We start from the raw sequence: 21,956 nt of genomic DNA on the forward strand, positions 1-21,956 counted from the left end.
AAGTGTCTCATTCATAAATAGGCTAGTAGCACTTACCTCCTTATATAGGAGGTAATGTGTTGCTTACTGAAAAAAAGATAAATAAACAATGTAGAGAGGGTTTAGTGAAATGAAGTTGCATACACTTTTATCATGTTTGCATGATTTTCCAGTTGTTCCAAAAGAAAATCCAGAAATCACATCTATAGAAGCTGATTCACGTAAAGTGAAAGAGGGAAGCTTATTTGTATGTATGAAAGGATATACGGTTGATAGCCATGATTTTGCTAAGCAAGCAGCGGCACAAGGAGCGGCTGCTATTGTTGCGGAAAGACCAATTGATGTTGACGTTCCAGTTGTACTTGTGAAAAATACTTTTCGTTCGTTAGCGGTTTTAGCTGATTATTTTTATGGTCAACCGACACACAAGTTACATTTAATCGGAATTACAGGTACAAATGGAAAGACAACAACATCGCATATTATGGATGAGATTATGCGAGCACATGGTCATAAAACAGGGCTAATTGGAACGATTAATATGAAAATCGGTGATGAAACATTTGAGGTGAAAAATACAACACCAGATGCACTAACACTTCAACAGACGTTTTCAAAAATGGTTGAACAAGGTGTGGACAGCACGGTAATGGAAGTTTCGTCACATGCGTTAGATCTTGGTCGTGTACACGGATGTGATTACGATGTAGCGGTGTTTACGAATTTAACACAAGATCATTTAGACTATCATAAAACGATGGAAGAATATAAACATGCAAAAGGGTTACTATTTGCACAGCTTGGCAATAGTTATAATCATAATCGTGAAAAGTACGCTGTGCTGAATAGCGATGATAATGTAACAGAAGAGTATATGAGAAGTACTGCAGCAACAGTTGTAACATATGGTATTGATACAAGAAGTGACATTATGGCAAAAAATATCGTTATGACGAGTGGCGGGACTACATTTACGCTTGTCACACCATATGAAAGTGTAAATGTTACGATGAAATTAATAGGTAAATTTAATGTATATAACGTACTTGCAGCAACAGCAGCAGGACTTGTTTCGGGTGTGAAATTAGAAACAATCATTGCTGTTATAAAGGAACTAGCTGGGGTTCCAGGACGTTTTGAAGTTGTTGATGGCGGACAAAATTATACAGTTATTGTTGATTACGCGCATACGCCGGATAGTTTAGAAAATGTATTAAAAACTGCAAAACAATTTGCAAAAGGTGATGTGTATTGTATCGTTGGTTGTGGCGGCGATAGGGATCGAACAAAGAGACCGATAATGGCAAGTGTTGCAACGAAATATGCAACTCATGCAATTTATACATCAGATAATCCAAGAAGTGAAGATCCAGCGGCTATTTTAGATGATATGGTACAGGGTGCAAGTGGGAATAATTATGAAGTGATTATTGATAGAAAAGAAGCGATACACCATGCAATCGCTAATGTGAAAGCAGATGATATCATTATTATTGCTGGTAAGGGTCATGAAACGTATCAAATTATTGGTAAAGAAGTTCATCATTTTGATGATCGTGAAGTTGCCAAAGAAGCAATTACAGGGCGTTTAAACAACGAAGAGTAACAACGTGAGAGGAGGACTACATGTGCTTGAGCAAGGTTTATTAGTAACGGCTGGGGTAGCATTCTTAATTTCTGTTGCCCTTTCGCCATTGTTTATTCCATTTTTAAGAAAATTAAAGTTTGGACAGAGTATTCGTGATGAGGGACCAAAGTCACATCAAAAAAAATCAGGGACACCGACAATGGGTGGTATTGTCATATATGTATCTATGATGGTCACTTCACTTATTATGGCGATTAAGTTTAATCATTTAGGTGCAGAAGTTTCGTTATTATTATTAGTGACATTTGGTTATGGATTGATTGGATTTTTAGATGACTACATAAAGGTAGTTAAGAAGAGAAATCTTGGTTTAACATCAAAACAAAAATTAGTAGGTCAGCTTGTTATTGCTATTGCGTTCTTTTTAATTGGAAAAGGGCAAGCATTTCACACATATATCATGATTCCAGGTACGGATGTTAAGTTTGAATTAGGTTGGGCGTATTTTGTACTTGTACTATTTATGCTAATCGGTGGCTCGAATGCGGTTAACTTAACTGATGGTTTAGATGGTTTATTATCAGGAACAGCGGCTATTGCATTTGGAGCATTTAGTATTATTGCAGTAGCACAAGAACAATTTGGAGTTGCGATATTCTGTATGGCAGTTGTCGGAGCAGTACTTGGATTTTTAGTATTCAACGCGAATCCAGCAAAAGTATTTATGGGGGATACAGGTTCCTTAGCTTTAGGTGGAGCTATCGCAGCTGTAGCAATTTTATTAAAACAAGAATTACTACTTGTAATTATTGGTGGAGTATTCGTAATGGAAACTTTATCTGTTATTATTCAAGTTATTTCGTTTAAAACAACAGGGAAACGTGTCTTTAAAATGAGTCCATTACACCACCATTATGAATTATGTGGTTGGTCAGAATGGCGCGTTGTTGTAACGTTTTGGTCTGTAGGATTTTTATTAGCTGTGTTAGGAATTTATATCGGGGTGTGGATGTAATTGAAAACTGTAACTGAATTTCAAAATAAAAATATTCTTGTATTAGGCATTGCAAAGAGTGGTTATGCAGCAGCTACTTTGTTGCAAAAATTAGGGGCGAATGTCATTGTAAATGACGGAAAGCCTTTAGCAGACAATGTACTTGCTGCAGAATTACAAGCAAAAGGAATGGACGTTGTATGCGGTGGCCATCCTTTAGAATTATTAGAGAGAAATATTTCTCTTGTCGTTAAAAATCCAGGAATCCCGTATTCTAATCCAATATTAGTTGCTGCGAAAGAAAAAGAAATTCCAATTGTTACGGAAGTTGAATTAGCATATCGTATTTCAAAAGCACCATTTGTTGGAATTACAGGGTCTAATGGTAAAACGACGACAACAATGCTGACATTTGAAATGTTAAAAGAAGGACAAAAGCATCCTGTTATTGCAGGGAATATAGGAACTGTAGCTTGTGAAGTAGCACAGGATGCAAAAGAAAATGAAGTTGTAGTTACAGAGCTTTCATCGTTCCAATTGATGGGAGTAGAATCGTTCCAACCTAAAATTGCAGCGTTCTTAAACTTATTTGAAGCCCACTTAGATTATCATGGGACGAAGAAGGAATATGGTTTAGCAAAAGCAAATGTTTTTAAAAACCAAACAGAAAACGATTATAGTGTAATAAATGCGGATGATGCAGATGTGATGGAGTTATCTGCGGATACTAAAGGTCAAAAAATCCTGTTTTCGACAACGAAAGAAATTGAAGATGGCGCGTGTATAAAAGATAACGCTCTTTATTTCAAAGGTGAAAAAGTTGTTGAAGTAAGCGATATCGTTTTACCTGGTCAACATAATCTAGAAAATATTTTAGCTGCGATGAGTATTGCGAAATTATTAGGTACTTCTAATGAAGCAATTACGGTCGTGTTAAAACGTTTTACGGGTGTAAAACATCGTTTAGAATATGTAACAACGATTAACAACCGTAAGTTTTATAATGATTCAAAAGCAACGAATATGTTAGCGACTGAGAAAGCACTATCTGCGTTTACACAACCGATTGTGTTACTAGCAGGTGGGCTTGATCGTGGAAATGAATTCGATGATTTAATTCCGTATTTCAAAAATGTAAAAGCGATTGTAACATTTGGACAAACAGCTCCCAAACTAGTAAGAGCGGCAGAAAAAGCGGGATTAGATATAATTGAAAGTGTCGATACTTTAGATGAAGCAGTGGTGAAAGCTTATGCTCATTCTAAAGAAGGTGATGTTGTTCTTCTTTCTCCAGCGTGTGCAAGCTGGGATCAATTTAAAACATTTGAAGAAAGAGGAGACATTTTTATACAAGCTGTGCATAAACTTATATAAAGTAAATCAAAACATCAGTAGGCTAACACCTACTGATGTTTTGTTACATAGGGCAAAAGGTTCTGCCTAAAGAGGTGGTGTTTGTGGGTAATGAAGAAAACGCCTGATTTTATTCTCATCATCGTAACACTTTCATTGTTGACAATCGGAATGATTATGGTTTATAGTGCGAGTGCAGTTTGGGCCTCTTATAAAATGGGGGACTCATTCTTTTTTGCCAAAAGACAATTACTGTTTGCGGGTCTTGGTGTAGTAGCTATGTTTTTTATTATGAAAATTGATTATTGGGTGTGGCGTACGTATTCAAAAGTAATTTTGCTAGTTTGCTTCATTCTTCTTATTCTCGTTCTTATTCCTGGAGTAGGTCTTGTTCGAGGAGGAGCACGAAGTTGGATTGGTATCGGAGCATTTTCGATTCAACCGTCAGAATTTATGAAGTTTGCGATGATTATTTTCTTGGCAAAGTTTTTAGCGGAACGGCAAAAATTGATTACATCTTTTAAACGTGGTTTATTACCGGCTCTTAGTTTTGTGTTTCTTGCTTTTGGGATGATTATGTTACAGCCAGACCTTGGGACAGGAACGGTAATGGTTGGGACATGTATCATTATGATATTTATTTCGGGAGCGAGGGTCTTTCACTTTGCGATGTTTGGTTTGCTTGGTGTAGCAGGGTTTGTAGGGTTAATCGCATCAGCACCGTATCGAATGAAGCGCATTACATCATATTTAGATCCGTGGGCAGATCCGCTTGGAAGTGGATTTCAAATTATCCAATCATTACTCGCAATTGGACCCGGTGGATTATTTGGGCTTGGACTTGGACAAAGTAGACAAAAATTTCTTTATTTACCTGAACCACAAACTGACTTTATATTTGCAATCTTATCCGAGGAATTAGGTTTTATTGGTGGTTCATTTGTGTTATTATTATTTAGTCTATTATTATGGCGCGGGATTCGTATCGCATTAGGAGCGCCAGATTTATATGGTACGTTTTTAGCAGTAGGTATTGTGGCGATGATTGCGATTCAAGTAATGATTAATGTTGGTGTTGTAACAGGACTGATGCCTGTTACGGGTATTACCTTGCCGTTTTTAAGTTATGGTGGATCAAGTTTGACATTAATGTTAATGGCAGTAGGTGTATTATTAAATATAAGTCGCCATTCTCGCTACTAAACCCTGTTTATAAGACAGGGTTTTTCGTATGTGTGTAAAAATGCAATATGTATATAGAAATAAATATAATGGAAATAAGAAAAGAGAAGCGGAGGAGTTAGTAGTGCGTGTATTAGTGAGTGGTGGGGGTACTGGTGGTCATATTTATCCAGCTCTTGCTTTAATTAGAGAAATAAAAAAGTTAAATCCAGAAGCAAGATTTTTATATATTGGTACGGAAAATGGACTAGAGAGTACAATCGTTCCAAAAGCAGGTATACCATTTCAATCTATTGTTATAAGTGGATTTAAACGAAAAATATCATTAGATAATGTGAAGACAGTAATGCGTTTTCTAAAAGGTGTACAGGATAGTAAACGATATATTCGTCGTTTTAACCCGGATATCGTAATTGGAACGGGTGGATATGTATGTGGACCAGTTGTATACGCTGCAGCCAAATTAGGTATTCCAACTATTGTACATGAACAAAATAGTGTACCAGGTGTAACGAACAAATTTTTAAGTCGTTATGTTGATAAAGTTGCTGTTTGTTTTGAAGCAGCTACAGAGCATTTTCCAGAGTCAAAAGTGGTAATGACAGGTAATCCGCGAGCATCAGAGGTAATGGATCAAAATGGGATGAAAGGGAAACGTTCAGTTGGGCTTTCTCTTCCTAAAAAGTCTGTACTTATATTTGGTGGAAGTCGTGGCGCTAGACCGATTAACGATGCCTTCGTTGAAGCAATTGAACAGTTTGGGAACAAAAGCTACGAAATACTATATGTAACAGGTGAAGTACATTATGACAAAGTGATGGAAGCCGTGAAGCAAAAAGGGAACCCGAACAATGTTATTATTAAGCCGTTCATTCATAATATGCCAGAGGTACTAACTGGTGTAGACCTTGTTGTTTCAAGGGCTGGGGCAACAACACTTGCAGAATTAACAGCGTTAGGAAAACCAAGTGTGTTAATACCGAGTCCGTACGTAACAAATAATCATCAGGAAAAGAATGCACGTTCAGTTGTTGATAAAGGAGCGGCAAAAATGTTACTTGAAAAAGATTTAACAGCTGAAACGCTTATTCGTGATATTGATGAGATTTTATTGGATGCACAAACATTACAAAATATGAAGCTAGCTGCTAAGAAACTAGGTATTCCAGATGCAGCAAATAAGCTGTATGAAGTAATGAATAAGCTTGTAAAAAAATAAAGTGAGGTTTTAATCAGTGGGGAGTGATTCTCTCTCGTTGATTATTACCTTTCACTAATCGGATGTTTACTGGCATCCCGATACCGCCTAACTTCTTTGTTACTGCCGAATTTTGATTTAGGAGCTGTACTGCCCGTAAATAGAGGGATAACGTTAGGTGAACGCCCTGCATATTATTGTCATAAGGAGACTTAATATGGGGGAGATTGTCTATGGAACAATTAGTAAATGAGCTTATAGAAGCAGACGTTGGTCGTGTTTTAGTTAACGAGTCGTTAGCACGTTATACAACTATGAAAATAGGTGGACCAGCGGATATTTTAATTGTGCCTAAGCATGTAGCCGGTATTGAAAAAACATTACAGTTAGTAAAGCAATACAAAACGAAGTGGACTGTAATTGGGCGCGGTTCAAACCTTCTTGTATCTGATCAAGGCATAGAAGGTGTTGTTATTCGTTTAGGAGAAGGATTAGATCACTTAGAGGTCGAAAAACATAAGGTAAGAGTTGGTAGTGGATATCCTCTTATTAAATTGTCAACTTTACTTAGTCGTCAAGGGTTAGCTGGATTGGAGTTTGCAAGCGGTATTCCAGGAAGTGTCGGTGGTGCAGTATATATGAATGCAGGTGCACATAAATCGGATATATCGAGTGTATTATCCAAGGCTCTCATTCTGTTTGAAGACGGTACAATTGACTGGTTAACGAATAAAGAACTGGAGTTTTCTTATCGGGCATCTGTATTGCAAACGAAACGTCCTGGTATTGTTTTAGAGGCGGAGTTTAAATTACAGGCGGGAAAACGTGAAGAAATTGTACGTAGCATGCAAAATAATAAAGATTACCGCCGTGAAACGCAACCATGGAATCACCCGTGTGCAGGAAGTATATTTCGGAATCCAATCCCACATTTTGCAGGCGATTTAGTAGAAAAAGCAGGGCTTCGTGGTTATAGGATTGGTGGAGCTCAAATTTCTCAAATGCATGGCAATTTTATTGTTAATACCGGGGGGGCTTCAGCGCAAGATGTATTGTCCTTAATTGAATTAATAAAACATACAATTAAGGATAAATTTGATGTAGATATGCACACAGAAGTAGAAATCATTGGAAGATAACGGTTATTCGTTCCGCTCATTATCATTTATGTTATAATAAGAAGATAAGAACGGCATGAGGAACATGCCGTTCTTTATGTTACATAGGGGGATCGTACATGAATAATAGTAAAGTGATTAAACTACAAGATCGTGTACCAAAATTGAAAAATCAAAAGAAAAAAAACAAAAAAAATGTTAATCATCGATTGATTTTATACATATCAATTTTATTTTTATTAGTGCTCTTTTTAATTTATTTTCGGTCTCCGCTTAGTAATATAAAAAAGATTAGTGTGTTTGGAAATCACTATATGACGGATGAGCAAGTAATGAAGGATTCAGGCGTGACATATGATACAAGTTATTTCCGAGTGACAGCACATAAAGCTGAAGAAAACTTAACGAAGCGAAAAGAAATTAAAGCAGTAAATGTAAAAAAACGTTTTCCAAACAAGATTGATGTTCATATTGAAGAATATTTAACGATTGGTTATATAAATAAAGAGGGAAAATTACAACCGTTATTAGAGAATGGAAAAACACTTGATGTACTACCTAATGGAAAACTTCCTGTTGCAGCACCGATTTTCGAACCTTTTAAAGAAGAGAAAATGAAGGAGTTAATCGCTGAACTAGAAAAGTTAACACCAGCTATTTTAAAATCTATTTCGGAGATTCGCTATTCTCCAACGAATGCGAATGAAGATCATCTTACTTTATATATGAATGAAGGTTATGAAGTGAGCACTACGATTCAAAATTTCGCAAAACGTATGGAAGCCTATCCGCTTATTTTAAAAACAATTGAGCCAGGTAAGAAGGTATTAATTGACTTAGAAGTAGGTGCATATACGAAAGAATTAGGTGCGGAAGAAAAAAAAGAATAGAATGGTAGTTTTCGTTGCTTATAGCAGAAAAAACAAAACAAACGTTCTATTATATGCATACGAATTTAGAAGAATGGTTCATTTGATGAAAAATATGTAAAAATTCTTAGATTCATACTAGTATTGGTACAAGTTTCACTTTTCTATGAGTACATCTTAGTGTAGACTTATACTTGGCGGTAAACTTTACACTCGAAATAGAATTATTTCAAGATAAGCAGTTATTCATAGTTTACTGCGATATTCTTAATTGAATGCTAAATAAAAATAAGAAAAATATAGGGTTAAAAAAGGGAAACGTATAAAGACGTTGAATATTTTTCTTATAAATAGTAAAGTTGCGATTGTTGTTCCATATATTGAGTTGTATGGTATAAATAAAGAAGGAGGTGCCAAAGAATGAACAGCAATGAAATATATGTTAGTCTTGACATCGGTACATCCAATGTTAAAGTCATCATTGGTGAAATGGTTAATGACAGCTTAAACATTATTGGTGTTGGAAATGTAAAATCAAATGGTTTAAAGAAGGGATCGATAGTTGATATAGACGAGACTGTTCGATCAATTAAAAAAGCAATTGAACAAGCTGAGCGCATGGTGGGAATCCACATTGAGCAAGTTGTAGTAGGTGTCAATGCAAACCAGGTACAGCTACTTCCTTGTCACGGAGTAGTCGCTGTTTCAAATGAAGATCGTGAAATCGGGAATGAAGATGTCTTACGCGTTCTAGATGCAGCACAAGTTGTGTCAATTGCTCCAGAACGTGAGTTTATTGATGTGGTACCTCGACAGTTCATCGTAGACGGTCTTGACGAGATTAACGATCCACGCGGGATGATCGGTGTAAGATTAGAAATGGAAGGTACACTTATTACAGGCTCGAGAACTTTACTACATAACCTACTTCGTTGTGTAGAAAAAGCAGGTCTTGAAATTGTTGATATTTGTCTTCAACCTTTAGCGGCTGCAACAGTTGCTATATCTTCAGATGAAAAAAATAGAGGAGTAGCCCTTGTTGATATGGGGGGAGGATCTACAACTTTATCTATTTTTAAAGACGGAGAGTTACAAGCGACGAGCGTATTACCATTAGGTGGAGACCATATAACGAAGGATATTGCAATTGGGTTGAAAACTTCAACAGAAAATGCAGATCAAATTAAGTTGAAATATGGACATGCTTTTTATGATACAGCATCTGAAGAAGAGATGTTTACGGTTCCTATTATGGGAAGTGATCAAACAGAACAATATTCTCAGTTGGAATTATCGGATATAATAGAGGCTCGTGTAGAGGAAATTTTAATGTTTGTTCAAGATGAAGTGCGTAAGTTAGGAGTAAAGCAAGTGGCTTCTGGTTATGTACTAACTGGCGGAATTGCTTCTATGCCAGGTGTTCTTGATCTTGCATATGATATTTTACATGAAAATGTTCGTGTAGCAACTCCTGATTATATTGGTGTGCGTGAGCCCCAATATACAAGCGGAGTTGGATTAATTAAACATTCTTATCAAAAAGCTAAATTACGTGGGAAAAATGTGCAGGAAAAGCAAGAGCATTTTGAACCAGTACCAGCACCAGCACCAACGCCGGTACAACAGCAACCCGCGAAACAAAAAACTCGTAATCAAAACAATAATAATCAAAATGATGACCGTATGATGTCAAAAGTAAAACGTGTATTCCGTTATTTATGGGATTAAAATTGGACACGAAAAATGAGGTTCTAGGGGGATTTCGACATGTTAGAGTTTGATACTACTCAAGATCAATTAGCGAATATAAAAGTTATCGGTGTCGGCGGTGGCGGAAACAATGCTGTAAACCGTATGATTGAACACGGTGTACAAGGTGTAGACTTTATCGCTGTGAACACTGATGCACAAGCATTAAATCTATCAAAAGCTGAAACAAAAATGCAAATTGGTGGAAAATTAACGCGTGGACTTGGTGCAGGCGCAAATCCTGAAGTAGGGAAAAAAGCTGCAGAAGAAAGTAAAGAACAGATCCAAGAAGCACTTCGTGGTGCGGATATGGTCTTCGTAACTGCTGGTATGGGCGGTGGAACTGGAACTGGTGCAGCTCCAGTTGTTGCTCAAGTTGCAAAAGAATTAGGTGCTTTAACAGTTGGTGTTGTAACACGTCCATTTACTTTTGAAGGACGTAAACGTGCAACGCAAGCAGCATCTGGTATTGCAGCATTTAAAGAAAATGTAGATACTCTTATTGTAATTCCAAACGATCGCTTATTAGAGATCGTTGATAAAAATACGCCAATGTTAGAAGCATTCCGTGAAGCTGATAACGTATTACGTCAAGGTGTTCAAGGTATTTCGGATTTAATTGCAACGCCAGGTTTAATTAACTTAGACTTTGCAGACGTAAAGACAATTATGTCTAATAGAGGTTCTGCTTTAATGGGTATTGGTTCTGGTAACGGGGAAAATCGTGCTGCAGAAGCTGCGAAAAAAGCGATTTCTAGTCCATTACTAGAAACATCTATTGATGGAGCTCAAGGTGTTATCATGAACATTACGGGTGGCGCTAACTTAAGCTTATATGAAGTACAAGAAGCGGCAGATATCGTAGCTTCAGCTTCAGATCCAGAAGTAAATATGATCTTCGGTTCTGTTATTAATGAAGGATTAAAAGATGATATCGTTGTAACTGTAATTGCAACTGGTTTTGATGATAGCATTGCAACTCAACCACCAAAACCAATTATTCGTCCGAATGCGAACCACACGCAACAACAGCAACAATCAGTAGCTCAACCTTCAAAACAACGTGAAGTAAAACGTGAAATGAAGCGTGAAGAGCCAGTTGTACATGAGCGTCATTCAGATTCAGATGATATCGATATTCCAGCATTTTTACGTAACCGTCGTAGACGATAAAAAAAGGAGCTTTCATGCTCCTTTTTTGTTTTTTAAATGAAAAAGACCTGCTTAGCAGGTCTTTTTTTATTTCGTATATTTCAATATATTTTGTTGGTGAAAATAAGAGTATATCATTCTATGAATTTGTACTTTTATTTTTTACCGACAGATTATGTCTAGAAATCACAAAATAACAAAAAAACACCTCCGCAAATTGACACACTTTCCTATTGGATATGCATTATACTAGTCTCAACTTGAAAAAAGAGGTGAATTGTTTGGTTGTTTACGCCGACGTTGTTTGGTTGTTAAACGCCTGCATTGATTTTCTTTTGCTTTTATTAACAGCTACCGTGTTAAAAAAGAAAATCAAAAGATGGAGGCTTGTGTTAGGGGCATTTATAGGTTCAACTATTGTTATTTTTGCCTTTACTCCTTTTGCTTCTATGATGACACATCCAATTATGAAACTACTGTACTCGTTACTTATTGTGTATACAGCATTTGGGTTTACAACGTTTAGAAATTATGCACAAACTGTTTTTACTTTTTACTTTGTAACCTTTATGGTTGGCGGAGGATTAATTGGAACTCATTTCTTTTTGCAAACGAATGAAATGGTAAATGGATTGGTTCAATCTCAGTCAATTTCTTACGGCGATCCAATTAGTTGGTTATTTGTTATTTTTGGTTTTCCGGTAATTTATTATTTTTCTAAAAAGCGTATTGAAAGCGTAGAGGTCACGAAAATACACTATGACCAAATTGTGAAAGTAAAAATTCAATTGGCGGAAGAAGAACTAGAACTGGCAGGTCTTATTGACAGTGGGAACCAACTTTACGACCCATTAACAAAAACACCCGTTATGATTATGCATGTTTCATCATTAGAACATTGCTTACCATCTTGGTTAACAGAACAAATTTATTCCAAAACAGAAATTCCTCAAATACCAGAAAATGATTCTGGTTGGGCGACAAAATTACGTTTAATTCCTTTCCGTGCAGTAGGAGTAGAAAGTCAATTTTTGTGGGCAATTAAGCCTGACAGTGTGCAAGTTGATCATGAAGGTAGTTCTATTGTTGTAAACAAAGTATTAATTGGATTAAATACACAACAACTGTCTACAAATGGGGAGTATCAATGTATTGTGCATCCAAAAATGTTGATTTCACAAAAAATGGTGATCGCTTAATAATGAGAGGCGGGATAATATGATGAAATTAAAATTTTATTTAGTATACCTTTGGTATAAAGTATTGCTGAAATTAGGAATTAAGACCGATGAAATTTATTATATTGGTGGAAGTGAAGCGTTGCCACCACCGTTAACGAAAGAAGAAGAGGAAGTTCTTTTGAATAAATTGCCAAAGGGAGATCAGGCAGCAAGGTCATTACTTATTGAACGTAACTTAAGGCTCGTTGTATATATAGCAAGAAAGTTTGAAAATACAGGGATAAATATTGAAGATTTGATTAGTATAGGAACAATCGGCCTTATTAAAGCGGTAAATACATTTAATCCAGAAAAGAAAATAAAATTAGCAACATATGCATCGCGTTGTATAGAAAATGAAATTTTAATGCATTTACGTCGAAATAACAAAAATCGTTCGGAAGTTTCTTTTGATGAACCGCTAAACATTGATTGGGATGGGAATGAACTGTTGTTGTCTGACGTGTTAGGTACAGATGATGATATTATTACAAAAGATTTAGAAGCTACTGTAGATCGCCACCTTTTAATGAAAGCATTACACCAATTAAATGATCGTGAAAAACAAATTATGGAACTTCGGTTTGGGCTTGCTGGAGGAGAGGAAAAGACGCAAAAAGATGTGGCGGATATGCTTGGGATTTCACAGTCATACATTTCGCGTTTAGAAAAAAGAATTATAAAAAGATTACGAAAAGAATTTAATAAAATGGTGTGAAGAATAAGACCAGCCGTTATGTAGGCTGGTCTTATTCTATTTAGTTGTATTAGGAAAGATAATTTAAATAAAAAATCGTGAAAAAACCACATGCATAAAATCCCCTTCAAAGGAAATACTTTACACTGTACAGCAACTCCCGATAGGAGGGAACACTTTGACGAGAAACAAAGTAGAAATTTGCGGTGTTGATACAGCTAAACTTCCAGTATTAAAAAATGAAGAGATGCGTAAATTATTTCGTGAAATGCAAAGTGGAGAGATAAGCGCAAGAGAAAAATTAGTGAATGGAAACTTACGTCTTGTACTGAGCGTCATCCAAAGATTTAATAACAGAGGAGAATATGTTGACGATTTATTTCAAGTTGGTTGCATCGGACTTATGAAATCAATTGATAATTTTGATTTAGGCCAAAATGTAAAATTTTCAACGTATGCTGTGCCGATGATTATTGGGGAAATACGCAGATATTTGCGTGATAATAATCCGATTCGCGTATCGCGCTCATTGCGAGATATTGCGTATAAAGCTTTGCAAGTAAGAGAAAAGTTGATTGCAGAAAATTCAAAAGAACCAACAGCAATGGATATTGCAAAAGTGCTAGAAGTAACTCATGAAGAGATAGTATTTGCTTTAGATGCGATTCAAGACCCAGTTTCATTATTTGAACCGATTTATAATGATGGAGGAGATCCTATCTTTGTTATGGATCAGTTAAGTGATGAAAAACAAAAGGACGAGCAGTGGGTTGAAGAACTAGCATTGAAAGAAGGAATGAAGCGTTTAAATGATCGAGAGAAAATGATTATTAGAAAACGTTTCTTCCAAGGAAAGACACAGATGGAAGTTGCAGAAGAAATTGGGATTTCCCAAGCTCAAGTATCACGTTTAGAGAAGTCAGCCATTAAACAAATGAATAAGACGATTCAAGGATAAGGTCTCACCAATTATGGTGAGACTTTTTTATATGTAATATGGTTTACGCTCATAGTAGGGGATTAGTGTTCATATAATGAAACTAGCATGGTGTTTCGTATAGGTGACTTCCTGTAAATATGAGAAACAGCTTCCAATTCGTCATATAAGGGAGAGGATAAAAATGGTGATACGAATTTCAGAGTTACAGATGAAGGATGTTATAAATATTTCAGATGGAAAAAGGGTTGGGAATATTGGAGATATTGAAATTGATATGAACACAGGGAAAGTTTGTTCTGTTATTATTTCCAAACAGACACGTATGCTGGGTATTTTTGGAAAAGATGTTGAGATTGTAATTCCTTGGAAGGAAATTGTGAAAATTGGGGAAGATGTCATACTTGTAAGAGTAAATCCTGTTAATACTGTAACAGAATCAATACAAACACCGACAATTTCATAAAGAATATTACAAATTCCTCTTTTTTTTCTGTTAGGATTATGAAAAAATAAAAGTATGGTAAAATAGACAGGAAGTACCATACTTTTTTCTGTTATTTTAATTAAAAGGAGCCGCTTTATGAGAGAACCATTTAAATATGTGGACGGTATACTGTATTTACAAGCATGGAAAGAACTTGGAAACATTACTGCTGGATTTACGACAAAAGATGGTGGGATAAGTACGGGCTCCTTTCATGCGATGAATTTAGGATTACATGTGAATGATATCGTGGAGAACGTTCATGAAAACAGACGCATTTTAGCAAATAAGTTACAAAAACCATTAGAAAACTGGATTTGCTCTGAACAAGTTCATGATCATCATGTTGAAAAAGTAGGGCAACAGGAAAAGGGAAGTGGCGTCTATTCATATGAGGACGGTATTTCAAAAACAGATGGCATTTATACGAGTAATGAAGATGTTCTGTTAACGTCTTGTTACGCGGATTGTGTTCCGCTCTATTTTTATGCACCATCACATGGTATGATAGGACTTGCGCATGCTGGATGGAAAGGCACTGTACAAGAGATTGCAAAGGAAATGATTCAAAAGTGGAATGCAGAAGGTATTTCAAGTGATGAAATTCATGTTGCAATTGGGCCGTCGATCGGATCTTGTTGTTATGTTGTGGATGATCGTGTATTAACAGCAGCACAGAAAGTAATTAACGGTGCTGTTCCTCATCAAAAAATTTCTGACGGGCAGTACGCAATTAATTTAAAAGAAATTAATCGTATATTATGCGTACAAGCAGGCATAAAAGAAGAGCATATTGTAATGTCATCTCTTTGTACAAGCTGTGAAGAGCAACTATTTTTCTCTCATCGTCGTGATCAAGGTAAGACAGGAAGAATGTTGAGTTTCATAGGTTTTAAGGAGGAAGGAAGCAAGTGACAGTACAAGAAAATTTAGTAATTGTAAACGAAGCTATTAAAGAATCTTGCGCTCGAGCTGGACGTTCGTTGCAAGATATTAAACTTGTTGCAGTGACAAAAACTGTAGGGATTGAAAAAACAAACGAAGTAATTGAAACTGGAATTATCGATTTAGGTGAAAATAGAAATGAAGGTTTCTTACAGAAATATGAGCATTTCGGTTCAAAAGTTAATTGGCATTTTATTGGCTCATTACAAACGAGAAAAGTAAAAGAAATCATTAATGAAATTGATTATTTACATTCGTTAGATCGTCTTTCCCTGGCGAAAGAAATTCAGAAACGTGCTGATAAGAAAGTGAAATGCTTTATTCAAGTGAAAACCTCATCTGAAGAATCGAAGCAAGGATTGGCAATAGAAGAGGTTGTTTCTTTTATTCAAAGTTTGCAAGAATTCGATAAAATTGAAGTGGTTGGACTAATGACGATGGCTCCATTTACAGAAGAAGAGGAAGAAATCAGACGCTGTTTTAAGGAATTACGTATGCTACAAACAGAGGTGCAGGAGCTAGAGTTATTACATGCGCCATGTAAAGAATTATCAATGGGAATGTCCAACGATTACACGATTGCAATTGAAGAAGGGGCTACATATATTCGTTTGGGAACGATTTTAGTAGGAAAAGCGTAAAAGGAAGGAGAATCTTATTATGAGTTGGTCAAAAGTAAAATACTTCTTTTTTGATACACCGGAAGAAAAAGAAGCAGCTCAATATGGTTATGAAAAGGAGCAAACAGACATGAAAAAGCAGCAAGATCCACCAGAACAACAAGATGTTACGTTTCCGAAAGCGCAACCGAAGCAAAATGTTGTAAGTATTGAAACAGCAAAACAATCTTCAAAAGTTGTTTTATTAGAACCACGCACATATTCGGAAGCACAAGGGATTGCGGACCACTTAAAAGGTAGACGAGCTGTTGTAATTAATTTGCAGAGAATGTCTACTGATCAAGCGGTACGTATCGTTGACTTTTTAAGTGGTACTGTATACGCTATAGGCGGGGATATTCAAAAAATAGGACCGAAAACATTTATGTGTACACCTGAAAATGTTGATATTGTTGGTGCAATTTCAGAGTTATTCGGTGAAGAAGAAGAAACAAATATAAAGAGGTGGTAATACGCCATGACAACAGTTTTAATGGTGTTAAGTTCTGCTATCGAGATTTACTCGTGGGCACTGATTATTTACATTCTCCTATCATGGTTTCCTGGTGCAAAGGAATCATCTTTTGGAGAGTTCTTGGCGCGAATTTGTGAACCGTATTTAGAACCATTCCGCAGATTTATTCCGCCGCTGGGTATGATTGATATTTCTCCACTCGTTGCGATTTTTGCGTTAAAACTTGCTAAAAGTGGTTTGTTCAGTTTGTTCAGCTATTTCTTATAGTAAGAGGTTAAATACATGAGCATTTATGAACATTTTAGGCCTGATGAAGAGGTCTTTGTAGATAAAGTGCTAGAGTGGAAGCGAACGGCGGAGTACCATCAAGTGAAATTAACAGATTTCCTTGATCCAAGACAGCAACAAATTGTTTCTATGGTAATTGGACAAGGAGATGTTGCTGTGCAATTTGGTGGTGCAACGCCTAATGCAGAGCGTAAAAGAGCACTCATTTATCCAGACTATCTAGAATTAAATGAAGAAGAATTTCAAGTAGAAGTATTAGAAATTGACTATCCTTCCAAGTTTTATACGCTAGAACATAGGCAAATATTAGGTACATTTATGTCTCTTGGTTTAACGAGAGAAAAATGTGGTGATATTTTGCTGCAAGAAAATCGTGCCCAAATTGTAGTTGCGAAAGAAATCGTATCGTACATTGAGATGAACTTACAAGCAATAGGAAAAGTAAAAGTCTCCTTATCAGCAGTACAAGGAGAACAAATTCTACAGATACATGAAATGTGGGGGGAGAAATCTGGAACGGTTTCTTCACTTCGTTTAGATGTTATGTTAGCTGAAATGTTACATTTATCTAGACAGAAAGTGCAACCTTTCATTAAAAATGGTTTAGTAAAAGTTAATTGGAAAATAGTGGAACAAACTGCTTATGAATGTTATCCAGGAGACGTTTTTTCTGTTAGAGGATATGGACGAAGTAAATTATTTTCTGTAGAAGGTAGAACAAAACGCGACAAATGGAGAATTTTGTATGGTATACTAAAATGATTGGTTTTTTAGAAGGAAATCCTCCTATTTTGTCGAAGAAAAGATATAATTGAAAGAGGAAATTTAGATAACTACTTGGAGGTGGCGTTGTGCCGTTAACACCATTAGATATTCATAACAAAGAATTTGGTCGCGGATTCCGTGGCTATGATGAAGATCAAGTAAATGAGTTTCTTGATCAAATTATCAAAGATTATGAATTGGTCATTCGTGAGAAAAAAGCTTTAGAAGAAAAAGTTGCGCAGTTAGAAGGGAAGTTAGATCATTTCTCTAATATTGAAGATACGTTAAACAAATCTATCGTTGTTGCGCAAGAAGCAGCGGAAGAAGTAAAACGTAATGCGCAAAAAGAAGCGAAATTAATTGTGCGTGAAGCTGAAAAGAATGCTGATCGTATTATTAACGAAGCATTAGTAAAATCAAGAAAAGTTGCTTTTGATATTGAAGAGCTAAAGAAACAAGCGAAAGTATTCCGAACTCGTTTCCGTATGTTATTAGAAACACAGCTTGAAATGTTAAACAACGATGATTGGGATAAACTAATTGAGTTAGAAGACGAAGTAGATGAACTGTTGAAAAAAGAAGAAACAGTGTAAGCTTGACGTTTTTCTCATTATTACATATAATTTTAAACAACATATTTATTAAGAAAAACGAAGATAGGGATAAGTACCTTTTCAAACCTTATATAGCGAACTGAGGACGGTGTAAGCTCAGGATAAGGAGATAGTGGGAATATCACCCTGGAGTTCCGCGCTGAACAAATAGAGTAAGCGTAGGCGTGTATTCGCGTTAAGAATATAAGAGGATTCTATACATATGTATATGATCTACTAGGGTGGTACCGCGGGAGACTTTCTCGTCCCTTTTTGGGATGAGAAAGTCTCTTTTTTATTCCGTTTTTTAAGTATTTCTTTTATACATGTAAGGAGGAATTGAGCATGGAGTACAAAAATACATTACTGATGCCGAAAACAGAGTTCCCAATGCGTGGGAACTTACCAAAACGTGAGCCTGCAATGCAAGAAAAATGGGCTGAAATGAATATTTACGAAAAAGTACAAGAACATACAAAAGGTCGTCCTTTATTTGTATTGCATGATGGGCCTCCATATGCGAATGGTGACATTCATATGGGACATGCATTAAATAAAGTATTAAAAGACTTTATTGTTCGTTATAAATCAATGACTGGTTTTAGTGCGCCATATGTTCCAGGATGGGATACGCACGGTTTACCAATTGAACAAGCTTTAACAAATAAAGGTGTAAAGCGTAAAGAAATGACAGTTGCTGAGTTCCGTAAGTTATGTGCAGAGTATGCATATGAACAAGTAGAACGTCAACGTGAACAATTTAAGCGTCTAGGTGTACGTGCAGATTGGGATAATCCATATATTACTTTAGAGCCCGCTTATGAAGCACAACAAATTAAAGTGTTTGGTGACATGGCGAAAAAAGGTTATATCTATAAAGGTCAAAAACCAGTTTACTGGTCTCCAACGAGTGAATCTGCTTTAGCAGAAGCTGAAATTGAATATCAAGATAAAAAATCAGCATCTATTTACGTAGCATTCCCTGTAAAAGATGGAAAGAACGTATTAGAAGGTGATGAAAAGTACATCATTTGGACAACAACACCTTGGACATTACCTGCAAACTTAGGTATTTCTGTTCACCCAGAGCTTGAATATAGCATTGTAAAAGTAAATGATGAGAAATATATCATTGCTTCTGAGCTGTTTGAGACAGTTGCAAAAACGTTAGAGTGGGAAAATGCTGAAGTTGTGAAAACAGTAAAAGGTAGCGAACTGGAGTACACAGTTGCAAAACATCCATTCTACGATCGTGATTCATTAGTAATGCTAGGAGATCACGTAACAACAGATGCAGGTACAGGTTGTGTTCATACAGCACCAGGACACGGGGAAGATGACTTCGTTGTTGGTAAAAAGTATGGATTAGAAGTACTTTGCCCAGTTGATGATAAAGGTGTATTAACAAATGAAGCACCTGGATTTGAAGGCTTATTCTATGATAAAGCTAACAAGCCAATTACAGAAAAATTAGAAGAAGTAGGCGCGTTACTGAAACTAACATTCATTACGCATTCATACCCACATGATTGGAGAACGAAAAAACCAATTATTTTCCGTGCGACAGCACAGTGGTTTGCATCTATTGAAGCATTCCGTAAAGAATTAATAGAAGCTGTAGCGGAAACAAAATGGGTACCAGCATGGGGAGAAACTCGTCTTCATAATATGGTTCGTGACCGTGGTGACTGGTGTATTTCTCGTCAGCGTGCATGGGGTGTGCCAATTCCGGTATTCTATGCTGAGAATGGTGATCCAATTATTACGGATGAAACAATTAACCATGTAGCAGATTTATTCCGTGAACACGGTTCTAACGTATGGTTTGAGCGTGAAGCGAAAGATCTATTACCAGAAGGATTTACACATCCAGGTAGCCAAAATGGCGAATTCCGTAAAGAAACAGACATCATGGATGTATGGTTCGATTCAGGTTCTTCTCACCAAGCTGTATTAGAAGAGCGCGAAGATTTACAGCGTCCAGCTGATTTATATTTAGAAGGATCTGATCAGTATCGTGGTTGGTTTAACTCTTCATTATCAACAGCAGTTGCTGTAACAGGTAAAGCTCCATATAAAGGCGTACTAAGCCACGGTTTCGTACTAGATGGTGAAGGACGTAAAATGAGTAAGTCGATTGGAAACATCGTCGTACCGAAGAAAATCATGGATCAATTAGGTGGAGACATTTTACGCTTATGGGTATCTTCTGTTGACTATCAATCTGACGTACGTATTTCAGATGATATTTTAAAACAAGTAGCAGAAGTGTATCGTAAAATCCGTAACACATTCCGTTTCTTATTAGGAAACTTAGACGACTTTAAGCCAAGTGAAAATGCAGTAGCTGTAGCTGAGCTTCGTGAAGTAGATCGTTACATGTTAGTGAAATTAAATGACTTAATTACAAAAGTTAAAGAAGCATATGAGACATACGATTTCGCTGCTGTGTATCATGCAATTCATAACTTCTGTACAATTGATTTAAGTTCATTCTACTTAGATTTTGCAAAAGATATTTTATACATTGAAGGTGCAAACCACGAAGATCGTCGTGCAATTCAAACTGTATTATATGAAGTTCTTGTTGCGTTAACGAAACTTGTAACACCAATCTTACCGCATACAGCTGATGAAGTATGGCCATACATTCCAGGCGTAACAGAAGAAAGTGTACAATTAACTGATATGCCAGAAGCTGTACAATTAGATGACGCGGAAGCATTAAAAACAAAATGGGATGCATTTATGACATTACGTGATGACGTGTTAAAAGCACTAGAAGTAGCTCGTAATGAAAAAGTAATCGGTAAGTCATTAAATGCGAGCATTACGCTATATCCAACTGCAGAAATGAAAGCTATGTTAGAGTCTATTAGCGAAGACTTAAAGCAATTATTCATCGTTTCTGAGTATAAACTTGGTGGTATGATGGAAGAAGCGCCAGCAGATGCACCGAAGTATGAACATACAGCGGTTATTGTTGCTCAAGCAACTGGTGAAACATGTGAACGTTGTTGGGTAGTTTCAGAAACAATTGGTAAAGATGCTGAACATGAAACATTATGTGAGCGTTGTGCAACAGTTGTGAAAGAAAACTATGTAAAATAATAAAAAAACTGACTGCTATTTATGCAGTCAGTTTTTTTATTTTGATGATATATCAAAATAACTTTCAGGCTCTTTCCTGTGAAGGAAAAATGTGTGTGAGGTAAGCAAATAAATTTCGGACACACTAACTGTACATTACAGCTAGGAGGAATGTACACGTGAATGAAATCTACATGGAAATAAAAGAAGAATTGCAATTGATGAGAAAAGAGTTGCAAGAGAGACTAGCTAAAGAAGTAATGCACAAATATGATGTCGAGTTCAGCCAAGAGCTTGGATATGAAATTAAGGAAGAGATAAAGAAAAAATTGCTATTACATGATATAAAAGAGGATTTAAAGGATGTAGAACGCGCATTATTTAAAATGGAAATAGACATGTACGGTATTTGTGAAGAGACGGGGAGATTAATTTCGACAAAGCAAATGAAAACAATGCCGACTGCCCGAACAATTCATGAATTTTTCTATGAAAAGGTAAATGTATGAATACGCACAACGATATTATATTACCTTTTTTTAATTTATTTTATTCTTCTATAAAGGTTCATTGTGAAAAGGTAGCAGCTATGCTAAAATTTTGAGGTACACTGTCTTT

21 protein-coding genes and 1 other annotated feature are annotated in these 21,956 nt (G+C 36.2%); all 21 genes read left to right on the forward strand.

Annotated features, from left to right (window positions below):
• Nucleotides 1-109 precede the first annotated feature (109 nt).
• The 21 genes from murE to C4S65_RS13155 all read left to right on the forward strand — a co-directional run bounded on the left by murE (nt 110) and on the right by C4S65_RS13155 (nt 21,847).
• Nucleotides 110-1,585 (forward strand): UDP-N-acetylmuramoyl-L-alanyl-D-glutamate--2,6-diaminopimelate ligase, encoded by a 1,476-nt coding sequence (murE, locus tag C4S65_RS13050; RefSeq protein ID WP_000766288.1) that lies wholly within the window; start codon nt 110-112, stop codon nt 1,583-1,585.
• 22 nt (nt 1,586-1,607) lie between these two features.
• Entirely contained in the window at nt 1,608-2,582 is a 975-nt protein-coding gene (gene mraY / locus C4S65_RS13055; protein ID WP_000893058.1) for a phospho-N-acetylmuramoyl-pentapeptide-transferase, read from the forward strand.
• The gene (gene murD, locus C4S65_RS13060; RefSeq protein ID WP_000860097.1) at nt 2,583-3,935 is read left to right on the forward strand and encodes a UDP-N-acetylmuramoyl-L-alanine--D-glutamate ligase; all 1,353 of its coding nucleotides are present in this window, start codon (nt 2,583-2,585) and stop codon (nt 3,933-3,935) included. It abuts the gene before it with no gap.
• Between the two features lie 90 nt (nt 3,936-4,025).
• Nucleotides 4,026-5,117 carry a stage V sporulation protein E gene (gene spoVE / locus C4S65_RS13065; RefSeq protein ID WP_000753521.1) on the forward strand — a complete coding sequence of 364 codons (1,092 nt, stop codon included), beginning with the start codon at nt 4,026-4,028 and terminating at the stop codon, nt 5,115-5,117.
• Nucleotides 5,118-5,220: 103 nt separating this feature from the next.
• Entirely contained in the window at nt 5,221-6,315 is a 1,095-nt protein-coding gene (gene murG / locus C4S65_RS13070) for an undecaprenyldiphospho-muramoylpentapeptide beta-N-acetylglucosaminyltransferase (protein WP_014894899.1), read from the forward strand.
• A gap of 212 nt (nt 6,316-6,527) precedes the next feature.
• Nucleotides 6,528-7,433, forward strand: coding sequence for a UDP-N-acetylmuramate dehydrogenase (murB, locus tag C4S65_RS13080; protein ID WP_086407625.1), 906 nt, complete (start codon nt 6,528-6,530; stop codon nt 7,431-7,433).
• 98 nt (nt 7,434-7,531) lie between these two features.
• Nucleotides 7,532-8,302, forward strand: coding sequence for a cell division protein DivIB (divIB, locus tag C4S65_RS13085; RefSeq protein ID WP_001065791.1), 771 nt, complete (start codon nt 7,532-7,534; stop codon nt 8,300-8,302).
• A gap of 399 nt (nt 8,303-8,701) precedes the next feature.
• Nucleotides 8,702-10,009, forward strand: a complete 1,308-nt coding sequence (ftsA, locus tag C4S65_RS13090) for a cell division protein FtsA (RefSeq protein ID WP_001087557.1) — start codon at nt 8,702-8,704, stop codon at nt 10,007-10,009.
• 39 nt (nt 10,010-10,048) lie between these two features.
• On the forward strand, nt 10,049-11,203 hold the full coding sequence (gene ftsZ / locus C4S65_RS13095) for a cell division protein FtsZ (protein WP_000888985.1): 1,155 nt from the start codon (nt 10,049-10,051) through the stop codon (nt 11,201-11,203).
• 260 nt (nt 11,204-11,463) lie between these two features.
• Nucleotides 11,464-12,381, forward strand: a complete 918-nt coding sequence (gene spoIIGA / locus C4S65_RS13100) for a sigma-E processing peptidase SpoIIGA (RefSeq protein WP_000261975.1) — start codon at nt 11,464-11,466, stop codon at nt 12,379-12,381.
• Between the two features lie 19 nt (nt 12,382-12,400).
• Entirely contained in the window at nt 12,401-13,120 is a 720-nt protein-coding gene (gene sigE / locus C4S65_RS13105) for an RNA polymerase sporulation sigma factor SigE (protein WP_000976948.1), read from the forward strand.
• 157 nt (nt 13,121-13,277) lie between these two features.
• Nucleotides 13,278-14,057: an RNA polymerase sporulation sigma factor SigG gene (gene sigG / locus C4S65_RS13110; protein ID WP_000197755.1), complete on the forward strand. Its 780-nt coding sequence runs from the start codon at nt 13,278-13,280 to the stop codon at nt 14,055-14,057.
• A 163-nt stretch (nt 14,058-14,220) separates the two neighbouring features.
• The gene (locus C4S65_RS13115) at nt 14,221-14,502 is read left to right on the forward strand and encodes a YlmC/YmxH family sporulation protein (protein WP_000236752.1); all 282 of its coding nucleotides are present in this window, start codon (nt 14,221-14,223) and stop codon (nt 14,500-14,502) included.
• 117 nt (nt 14,503-14,619) lie between these two features.
• Nucleotides 14,620-15,438 carry a peptidoglycan editing factor PgeF gene (pgeF, locus tag C4S65_RS13120; protein WP_001209012.1) on the forward strand — a complete coding sequence of 273 codons (819 nt, stop codon included), beginning with the start codon at nt 14,620-14,622 and terminating at the stop codon, nt 15,436-15,438.
• The gene (locus tag C4S65_RS13125) at nt 15,435-16,109 is read left to right on the forward strand and encodes a YggS family pyridoxal phosphate-dependent enzyme (RefSeq protein ID WP_000218008.1); all 675 of its coding nucleotides are present in this window, start codon (nt 15,435-15,437) and stop codon (nt 16,107-16,109) included. Before pgeF ends, C4S65_RS13125 begins: the two co-directional genes overlap by 4 nt.
• Nucleotides 16,110-16,128: 19 nt before the next feature.
• Nucleotides 16,129-16,599, forward strand: coding sequence for a cell division protein SepF (locus tag C4S65_RS13130; protein WP_000119129.1), 471 nt, complete (start codon nt 16,129-16,131; stop codon nt 16,597-16,599).
• A 6-nt stretch (nt 16,600-16,605) separates the two neighbouring features.
• Nucleotides 16,606-16,869 (forward strand): YggT family protein, encoded by a 264-nt coding sequence (locus tag C4S65_RS13135; protein WP_000214324.1) that lies wholly within the window; start codon nt 16,606-16,608, stop codon nt 16,867-16,869.
• 15 nt (nt 16,870-16,884) lie between these two features.
• Nucleotides 16,885-17,652, forward strand: a complete 768-nt coding sequence (locus C4S65_RS13140) for an RNA-binding protein (RefSeq protein ID WP_061666360.1) — start codon at nt 16,885-16,887, stop codon at nt 17,650-17,652.
• An 89-nt stretch (nt 17,653-17,741) separates the two neighbouring features.
• On the forward strand, nt 17,742-18,248 hold the full coding sequence (gene divIVA, locus C4S65_RS13145) for a septum site-determining protein DivIVA (RefSeq protein ID WP_001131611.1): 507 nt from the start codon (nt 17,742-17,744) through the stop codon (nt 18,246-18,248).
• Between the two features lie 51 nt (nt 18,249-18,299).
• Nucleotides 18,300-18,522: a binding site (T-box leader), on the forward strand.
• Nucleotides 18,523-18,593: 71 nt separating this feature from the next.
• The gene (gene ileS2 / locus C4S65_RS13150) at nt 18,594-21,359 is read left to right on the forward strand and encodes an isoleucine--tRNA ligase (protein ID WP_086407624.1); all 2,766 of its coding nucleotides are present in this window, start codon (nt 18,594-18,596) and stop codon (nt 21,357-21,359) included.
• Between the two features lie 158 nt (nt 21,360-21,517).
• Nucleotides 21,518-21,847, forward strand: a complete 330-nt coding sequence (locus C4S65_RS13155; protein ID WP_001002956.1) for a molecular chaperone DnaK — start codon at nt 21,518-21,520, stop codon at nt 21,845-21,847.
• The last annotated feature ends 109 nt before the right edge of the window (nt 21,848-21,956 follow it).

Source organism: Bacillus sp. ok061, assembly GCF_900108285.1.
GTDB classification, from domain to species: domain Bacteria; phylum Bacillota; class Bacilli; order Bacillales; family Bacillaceae_G; genus Bacillus_A; species Bacillus_A thuringiensis_S.